Source organism: Escherichia sp. E2562 (assembly GCF_005781075.1).
GTDB lineage: Bacteria > Pseudomonadota > Gammaproteobacteria > Enterobacterales > Enterobacteriaceae > Escherichia.
Genome location: NZ_VATM01000005.1, coordinates 76106 through 85072, shown reverse-complemented (window position 1 = coordinate 85072; position 8967 = coordinate 76106). Strand labels below are relative to the sequence as shown.

At 51.3% G+C, this 8967-nt stretch carries 8 protein-coding genes; all 8 read right to left on the bottom strand.

Annotated elements, in window-relative coordinates; translation table 11 throughout:
• Nucleotides 1-257 precede the first annotated feature (257 nt).
• Complete coding sequence (locus FEK43_RS09330) at nucleotides 258-473, bottom strand: zinc ribbon domain-containing protein (protein WP_130207487.1); 216 nt, start codon at nucleotides 471-473, stop codon at nucleotides 258-260.
• Nucleotides 474-535: 62 nt separating this feature from the next.
• Nucleotides 536-2008 carry a ribosome biogenesis GTPase Der gene (gene der / locus FEK43_RS09325; protein ID WP_135407544.1) on the bottom strand — a complete coding sequence of 491 codons (1473 nt, stop codon included), beginning with the start codon at nucleotides 2006-2008 and terminating at the stop codon, nucleotides 536-538.
• A 117-nt stretch (nucleotides 2009-2125) separates the two neighbouring features.
• Nucleotides 2126-3304 carry an outer membrane protein assembly factor BamB gene (gene bamB, locus FEK43_RS09320; protein WP_130207489.1) on the bottom strand — a complete coding sequence of 393 codons (1179 nt, stop codon included), beginning with the start codon at nucleotides 3302-3304 and terminating at the stop codon, nucleotides 2126-2128.
• 10 nt (nucleotides 3305-3314) lie between these two features.
• Entirely contained in the window at nucleotides 3315-3935 is a 621-nt protein-coding gene (gene yfgM, locus FEK43_RS09315) for an ancillary SecYEG translocon subunit YfgM (RefSeq protein ID WP_130207491.1), read from the bottom strand.
• 17 nt (nucleotides 3936-3952) lie between these two features.
• Nucleotides 3953-5227 (bottom strand): histidine--tRNA ligase, encoded by a 1275-nt coding sequence (gene hisS, locus FEK43_RS09310; RefSeq protein ID WP_130237914.1) that lies wholly within the window; start codon nucleotides 5225-5227, stop codon nucleotides 3953-3955.
• Between the two features lie 110 nt (nucleotides 5228-5337).
• Nucleotides 5338-6456 (bottom strand): flavodoxin-dependent (E)-4-hydroxy-3-methylbut-2-enyl-diphosphate synthase, encoded by a 1119-nt coding sequence (gene ispG, locus FEK43_RS09305; RefSeq protein ID WP_135407546.1) that lies wholly within the window; start codon nucleotides 6454-6456, stop codon nucleotides 5338-5340.
• 26 nt (nucleotides 6457-6482) lie between these two features.
• Nucleotides 6483-7493, bottom strand: coding sequence for a cytoskeleton protein RodZ (rodZ, locus tag FEK43_RS09300; RefSeq protein ID WP_131162570.1), 1011 nt, complete (start codon nucleotides 7491-7493; stop codon nucleotides 6483-6485).
• 284 nt (nucleotides 7494-7777) lie between these two features.
• The gene (locus FEK43_RS09295) at nucleotides 7778-8932 is read right to left on the bottom strand and encodes a bifunctional tRNA (adenosine(37)-C2)-methyltransferase TrmG/ribosomal RNA large subunit methyltransferase RlmN (RefSeq protein ID WP_130207500.1); all 1155 of its coding nucleotides are present in this window, start codon (nucleotides 8930-8932) and stop codon (nucleotides 7778-7780) included.
• Between the last annotated feature and the right edge of the window lie 35 nt (nucleotides 8933-8967).

Genomic DNA, 8967 nt, shown 5'->3' with positions numbered 1-8967 from the left:
AGCACCGGAGATAAATATTAGTGTTATATAGCGGATCCATTGCAACATGTTTTTCCCTGTGGGAATTTAATTCTAAAATAATGTCTAACATTGTATTCCAGATAACGCAGCAACTGCACACCAGAAGTGCTAAACATAGTCTTAAAGTTATAACAATGAGACTTTGCTCATTTTTAATTAGCCATTTATCTAATAGAGAAGAGATTATAATATTTATATTAGGAATATATAATGCGAAATCATATATTCCAGTGATATTAAGCAATGACAAATTCAATACGGGTTTTAGAAATTAAACCGTGACCATGCTGGCAGAAATAATCCACCGCACCACACGCTTTTAACACCTGTAACGGTTGGTGGCAGTCAGGGCAAAGTGCCTGGACGATGAAATCTTTGTCGCAAGTTACGCAGTGAGCCGTCTCGCCTTGACGTTCGAGAGGTTTTTGGCAGATTGGGCAGCTGAGTTCCATAAATGATCCTCACATTTTCATGAGTTTCCCTTTCCATATGGAAAGGGAAACCAGATAAGTAATTACTTACTTTTCTTGATATGCTTCAGCAGGCGCTTACGCTTACGCATCTGGGTCGGCGTCAGGGTGTTACGCTTGTTCGCATATGGGTTTTCCCCTTCTTTGAACTGAATACGAATCGGCGTACCCATCACATCCAGAGACTTGCGGAAGTAGTTCATCAGATAACGCTTGTAGGAATCCGGCAGGTCTTTTACCTGGTTACCGTGAATCACCACAATCGGCGGGTTATAACCACCGGCGTGGGCATATTTCAGCTTCACGCGACGCCCGCGTACCAGTGGCGGCTGGTGATCTTCAACAGCCATGGTCATGATTCGTGTCAGCATAGACGTACCCACGCGACGGGTAGAGCTGTCATATGCTTCACGCACTGATTCAAACAGGTTACCAACACCACTGCCGTGCAATGCAGAGATAAAGTGCACGCGAGCAAAATCAATAAAGCCCAGACGGAAGTCCAGCGTCTCTTTCACCTGCTCTTTCACTTCCTGGCTCAGGCCATCCCACTTGTTCACCACAATCACAAGTGAGCGCCCACTATTGAGAATAAAGCCCAGCAGAGAGAGATCCTGATCGGAAATACCTTCGCGTGCATCAATGACCAGCATCACCACGTTGGCATCTTCAATTGCCTGCAACGTTTTGATTACTGAGAACTTCTCTACCGCATCGGTGATTTTGCCGCGTTTACGTACGCCTGCGGTGTCAATGAGTACATACTCACGTCCGTCACGTTCCATTGGAATGTAGATACTGTCACGTGTTGTGCCTGGCATGTCGTAAACCACAACGCGTTCTTCACCGAGAATACGGTTAGTGAGCGTAGACTTACCGACGTTCGGACGCCCCACAATCGCCAGTTTGATCGGCAGACTTTGCGGGTCGAAGTCGTCTTCCTCTTCTTCTTCGCCGTTCTCTTGCGCTTCAAATTGCTCCCAGTATTCTGCGTCTTCGTCCACTTCTTCTTGCGGCGCGAGATCTTCCATCCACGGCAGAAGGACGTGCTCCAGCAGGCTTAATACACCACGACCATGAGACGCGGCAATTGGGTAGATTTCGCCTAAACCGAGCGAATAGAAATCAACAACTGCCTGGTCTGGATCTAAACCATCAGTTTTGTTTGCCACCAGGAAGGTAGGTTTTTCTCGGGAGCGCAGGTGCTTGGCAATAGCTTCATCTGCTGGCATCAGGCCAGCACGCGCATCAACCATAAACAGTACAACGTCTGCTTCTTCAATCGCCAGTAGCGACTGTTCCGCCATGCGGGTTTCAACACCGTCTTCCGTACCGTCAATACCGCCGGTATCAATACAGATAAACTCGCGGCCTTCAATTTCTGCACGACCGTACTTACGGTCACGAGTCAGACCCGGGAAATCCGCAACCAGCGCATCTCGGGTGCGAGTTAGACGGTTAAATAACGTGGATTTTCCTACGTTAGGGCGCCCGACAAGCGCGACCACAGGTACCATGTTTAAAGCCTCATTTTTATAAATCATCAGACAACGATCGCTTTTTTTGCGTCGTTGTTAAAAACAGGAAAACGGCCCCTGTCCAGGAGCCGTTTTCAAAGTGAACGACAGAGACGATTAACGTGTAATGGAGTACACAGTCCCGTCTTTTGCCTGGATCAGCAGTTTGCCATCAGCGGCAACCGGTTCGGTCTGGAAACCGGAGCTATCAACTTTTTGCTGGGCAACGAAACGACCATCTTCGACGTTAATCCAGTGCAGATAGCCTTCACTGTCACCCACCACCAGGTTGCCATTATACAGCACCGGAGAAGTCAGCAGGCGATGCAACAGATCGCTTTGCGTCCACAGCGTAACGCCGCCATCAATAGTCAACGCCATCACCCGGTCATTTTGATCGACCAGATAGATGCGGTTGCCGTCGACGATGAAATCATTCACCGAACCCAGTTCGCGTTTCCACATAATCTGACCGCTGCGCAGATCAAGCGCCGTCAGGTTACCATTATAGGCCAGTGCAAAAACAACGCCGTTAATGATTACCGGAGTTGTGTCAACATCGCTCAGACGGTCGATTTCAGTAGAGCCGGTCGCCTGAGAGATGCGCTGTTGCCAAATCATCTGGCCCTGTTGCATCAGTACTGCGCTGACGCGGCCATTATCACCACCAACAACTGCTGCGCCAAACGCTGTGGCTGGCGCAGATTCGCCACGCAAAGAGAGCGAAGGCATATCAAGGTTAACTGTCCATTTAACAGCACCGTCTGCTTCGTTCAGCGCTTGCAACTGACCATTACTGGTGTGGATAAGTACCAGACCATCGCTAACCACCGGGCGAGAAAGTGCTTCACCTGCGACTTTAGTTTGCCATGCTACAGTACCATCGCTGGTATTCAGCGCGTAAACCTGCGCCTTTTCGCTGCCAATGTAAACGTGACCACCTGCTACGGTCACGCCGCCAGAAAGCAATGCCGGCTCTTTAGACAACCAGCCATCTTTCTCGGCCAGACTGACAGACCAGATTTCTTTGCCATCATCCGCATTCATCGCTTTTACTAAACCAGCGCGGTCCGCTGCATAGACAACGTTGTCCGCCAGTGCCGGATGAAGATTAGAATAGAAGTTGCCAATGCCGCTACCAACAGAGGTGCTCCACGCCGTGGTCGGCGTAAACTGGTTTTCAACGGTCGGCAATGGGGACATCTTTACCACATCTTCTTCGCTGTTAAACAGCGAACAGCCGCTTAAAAGAGTAACGGAAAGCAGTCCTGGCAGCAGTAATTTACGCAATTGCATCGGGTCCCTCTCAGATGGACAAATTATTAATTTTCATCTGCATCATTTCGCTCAGTGCCGGGGTAGCATCGCTTTTCACGCCTGCTTCCCATGCACTACGCGCACCTTGCTTATCACCTTTGCTCAGCAATGCTTCACCACGCAGGTCGGCAACAATGGCAGCCCACCCTTCACCTTTAATGGTTTCAAGGGTTTTCAGCGCGGCATCAGCCTGCTTGAGCTGCACCTGAACTCGGGCAAGACGCAGATTTATCACGGCTTTGAGATTTTCATCGCTCGTGTCCGCCAACCCCTGTTGCAATTGGGCGGCAGCTTTCTCTAGTTCATTTTTGTCAACAAATTGCTGCGCAAGTTCCAAAGAAGCCAGCGCGCCATAAGTATTTTTATTTTCAGCAGCGAATTTTTCCGCCGCCGGAATGCTGTCTGGTTTGCCTTCGCTAACTGCGGTAACCGCATTTTGATAGGCAAGAGAAGTGGAGCGTGCGGAATCAACCTGATGGCTGTTCCAGTAGCGCCAGCCAATCAGTGCGCCAACGCCCAAAATCACCCCAACAGCCAGTGCTTTGCCATTTTCAGCAAAAAAGCGTTTAACCGCTTCAACCTGGTCGTTTTCGTTCTCGTAAATTTCCACGCTGTCCTTCTCCTTCCTTAACCCAGTAACGTGCGCAAATGCGCGGCTACGCTATCCTGCGCAACTGCCGTTTGCTCACCAGAGCGCAAATCCTTCACTACTGCCGTGCCGTTGGCCACTTCGGACTCACCCAGCACCACAGCAACGCGTGCGCCCCATTTATCAGCACGGGCAAACTGTTTCTTAAAGTTGCCGCCGCCGTGGTTGGTCATCAATTTCACACCCGGTAATTCATCACGTAGACGCTCAGCTAATGCCAGCGCCGCAGATTGTGTATCGGCGCCTGAAGCCACCAGGTATATATCGACAACGGGATCGGCTTTAAATTCCGGATTAACTGCCTGAACTAACAACACAAGACGTTCGAGGCCCATCGCAAAACCTACTGCCGGTGTTGCACGGCCACCCAGCTGTTCCACCAGACCGTCATAACGACCGCCTGCGCACACGGTTCCCTGGGAACCGAGACTGTTAGTCACCCATTCGAAAACGGTACGATTGTAGTAATCCAGACCACGCACCAAACGCTGGTTGACGGTGTAGGCAATACCTGCGCTCTCCAGCAGTTTGCACAGACCAGCAAAATGCTCGCGAGACTCCTCGTCAAGATAATCGCCTAACGCCGGAGCGTCATTGAGTAACGCCTGCACTTCCGGATTTTTGGAATCCAGCACGCGCAGCGGGTTGGTGTACATGCGGCGTTTGCAGTCTTCGTCCAGCTTTTCTTTATGCTGTTCGAGGAATGCCACCAGCGCATCGCGGTAGTTCGCTCGCGCTTCCAGTGAACCGATTGAGTTCAGTTCGAGGGTAACGTGTTCAGAGATACCCAGCGCACGCCACCAGCGAGCAGTAAGCATGATCAGTTCGGCGTCAATATCCGGACCTTGCAGACCGAAGACTTCACAACCTAGCTGATGGAATTGACGATAACGGCCTTTTTGCGGACGCTCATGGCGGAACATCGGCCCGATATACCACAGACGCTGTTCCTGATTGTACAGAAGACCATGCTCGATGCCGGCGCGTACACAGCCCGCCGTCCCTTCAGGGCGCAAAGTCAGGCTGTCGCCGTTGCGATCCTCAAAGGTATACATCTCTTTTTCAACCACGTCGGTGACTTCACCAATCGCACGTTTGAATAGCGGGGTCTGCTCTACAATCGGCAAGCGGATTTCACTGTAACCGTAGCTGCCGAGCACGTTTTTCAGTGTGCCTTCAATGCGCTGCCAAATGGCCGTTTCGCCAGGCAGGTAATCGTTCATGCCGCGAATGGCTTGAATGTTTTTTGCCACGTTTATTCTCTTTCTGAATATAAAAATGAACCCTCAACGCTTCCGTCAATGTTTCGGGAGCTATGCGGGTTCAATCATACACGGGAAGCGAGGCGCTTCCCATCACGTTATTATTTTTCAACCTGCTGAACGTCAATTCGACGCGCTTCGTCCAGCTGACTGGCTTTCGCACGAATGCGCGCTTCCAGCTGGTCGATCATGTCATTGTTGTCCAGACGGTCTTTGCGCACGCCATCTTCATAAAGGCCGCTTTTCTTATTGCCGCCCGTGACGCCGAGTGTAGAAACCAGTGCCTCGCCAGGGCCATTCACCACGCAACCAATGATCGAAACGTCCATCGGGGTAATGATATCTTCCAGACGCTGCTCAAGTGCGTTAACCGTACCAATAACGTCAAACTCCTGACGAGAACAGGTCGGGCAGGCAATGAAGTTGATCCCGCGCGAACGGATTCGCAGCGATTTAAGGATATCGAAACCGACTTTGATCTCTTCAACCGGATCGGCAGCCAGCGAAACGCGCAGCGTGTCACCAATACCTTCAGACAACAACAGACCTAAACCGATGGCAGATTTCACCGCCCCACTGCGTGCGCCGCCGGCTTCGGTGATCCCAAGATGCAGCGGCTGAACGATCTGTTTTGCCAGCAGACGATACGATTCTACTGCCAGGAAAACGTCTGACGCTTTGACACTGACTTTAAACTGATCGAAGTTCAGACGATCAAGATGATCAACATGGCGCATGGCGGACTCAAGCAACGCCTGCGGCGTCGGTTCGCCATACTTTTCTTGCAGATCTTTTTCCAGCGATCCCGCGTTAACGCCAATACGGATCGGAATGTTTTTATCGCGCGCACAGTCAACCACCATGCGAATACGCTCTTCATTACCGATATTGCCTGGGTTAATGCGCAGGCAATCGACTCCGTATTCCGCCACTTTCAGCGCAATGCGATAGTCGAAGTGGATGTCAGCCACCAGCGGCACGTTAACCTGCTGTTTGATGAGTTTGAACGCTTCTGCCGCGTCCATCGTCGGTACTGAAACACGGACGATATCGGCACCAACACGTTCCAGCGCCTTGATTTGATTGACCGTCGCTTCGACATCCGTCGTGCGCGTATTAGTCATGGACTGTACGGCGATGGGAGCTCCATCGCCAATCGGCACATTCCCAACGTAAATACGTGTTGATTTTCTACGTTGAATTGGAGCCTGGTTATGCATGCAAAATCTCCCGCGTTACCCGTCTGTTACTGCGCCGGTGATTGTTCGGCATTTAGGGTCAGACGCGCAACCTGGTTAGTTCTGATAAAACGACTCAGATCGACAGGTTTCCCTTGATACTGGATCTGTACTGCGGCCGGCGCACCAATTTTCAGTTTATACGGTGCCTGGCCGGTTAAATTCAAATTACCGTCTTTACGCTGCATCCCGCTGAACAGTTTTTTACCGGTAGCATCAGTGACTTCCAGCCAGCAATCGGCAGTAAAGTTCATCACCAGTGCATTCGGGTTAGCCGCCGGCGTAGTCACGCCTGCCTGATCGGTTGGCAGTGGTGCTGTGTCATCTGACGTCGTTGCCGTTGGCGCGGTCGTAGCAGTGGTATCCACATTCGCCTGCGAAGGCGGAACAACTGCGTTCTGCTGTGGTTCAACGGCAGGTGCTGGCGTGGTCACGTCTGACGTTTGCGTGTTTGCAGCGGTAGTATCCGCAGGTGCTGACGTCGTGGTGGAGTCACTCTGACTAGCGTTTGAGGAGGTATCTAACGGCACGCTCTGCGCCTGGCCGCTATTACCGTTCAGTTCCGCTGTGGTCTGATCGGCCATAGTCGTGATCTCTTCCTGCTGGGCTTTGTGATCTTGCCACCACCAGGCACCGCTCAGTCCAATCACCACGAATAACACCAGCCAGGTGAAGGTCATCAGCCAGCCATCGCGTTTTTTACGTCGCTTGCCGAGAGAGAAACTCTGCATAGGCGCAACTTTTGCGGCCCGTAACGGAGCCTGTTTTTCCAGCCCCGGCAGCAGTTCTTCTTCCGGAATATGCACCAATCGTGCATAAGACCGGATATACCCGCGCAGGAATGTTGATGCAAGGTCGGCTGGCGCCTTATCCTCTTCAATATCGCGTACCGTGGAAACCTTCAGACAAAGTCGTTCGGCAACGGCTTGCTGGCTAAGTCCAAGTTGTTCGCGGGCATTACGCAAGCGAGCGCCGGTAGTAAGTGCTTCATTTTGGTCGTGCGTGGCTTCAGTATTCATTCGCTGCAGGTACGTTTAAATGAGAATTGAGATGCCGGTGAGCCATCATGCTCACCCACACCGCGAGACATCCATTAAGTTAACCTTTATCATACAGTATAAGACTGTCTGTGTGCTCATGACAAAGCCCACATGAATCAAAGCTAACTCACTGTTGCATCGTTACATACTGCCTTAAAGTCAGCAAAAACGCACCGTTAATATTGATCAGACAATTGCAACTTAATGCTATATTCATAAAAGATTACGCCACGGTACAAAAAGTAACCGTGGCGCAAGAGACATCAAACCGTTTTCACATCGATGGCTTCACCCTGCATCCGTTTGCGCAGGGTACGTTTAGTGCGGTCGATAACCTCGCCCGCTAATTGCCCGCAAGCTGCGTCGATATCATCCCCACGCGTTTTACGCACGATGGTTGTGAACCCATAGCTCATCAACACTTTTGAGAAGCGATCGATACGACTGTTCGAACTGCGGCCATACGGCGCGCCCGGGAACGGGTTCCACGGAATCAGGTTGATCTTACACGGCGTATCTTTCAGCAGCTCCGCCAGTTGATGCGCGTGCTCTGTACCGTCGTTAACATGGTCAAGCATCACGTATTCAATGGTGACGCGGCCCTGGTTGGCATTGGACTTTTCCAGATAGCGGCGTACCGCAGCGAGGAAAGTTTCGATATTGTACTTTTTGTTGATCGGTACAATTTCGTCACGAATTTCGTCGTTCGGCGCGTGCAGAGAGATTGCCAGCGCAACGTCAATCATATCGCCCAGTTTATCCAGTGCCGGAACAACACCCGATGTAGAAAGCGTCACGCGACGTTTAGACAAGCCAAAGCCAAAATCGTCGAGCATGATTTCCATCGCCGGAACGACATTGTTCAGGTTGAGCAGCGGTTCGCCCATGCCCATCATCACTACGTTAGTGATCGGGCGCTGACCGGTGACTTTTGCTGCGCCGACGATTTTCGCCGCACGCCACACCTGGCCGATAATTTCCGACACCCGCAGGTTACGGTTGAAACCTTGCTGGGCAGTGGAACAAAATTTACACTCCAGCGCACAGCCGACCTGCGAGGAGACGCAAAGTGTGGCGCGGTCGTCTTCCGGAATGTACACCGTTTCAACGCGCTGATCGCCCACGGCAATTGCCCATTTAATGGTGCCGTCAGATGAACGCTGTTCTTCAACCACTTCCGGTGCGCGGATCTCCGCCACCTCTTTCAGCTTGCCACGCAACACTTTGTTGATGTCGGTCATCTCATCAAAGTTGTCGCAGCAATAGTGATACATCCACTTCATCACCTGATCGGCGCGGAAGGGTTTTTCACCCAAATCTTTAAAAAACTCCCGCATCTGCTGACGGTTGAGATCCAGCAGGTTGATTTTTCCATCTTTCGTGGTGACGTTTTCAGGTGTGACTAATTGTTCAGACATATGCTATTCCGGCCTCGTTATTACACGTTATGGCC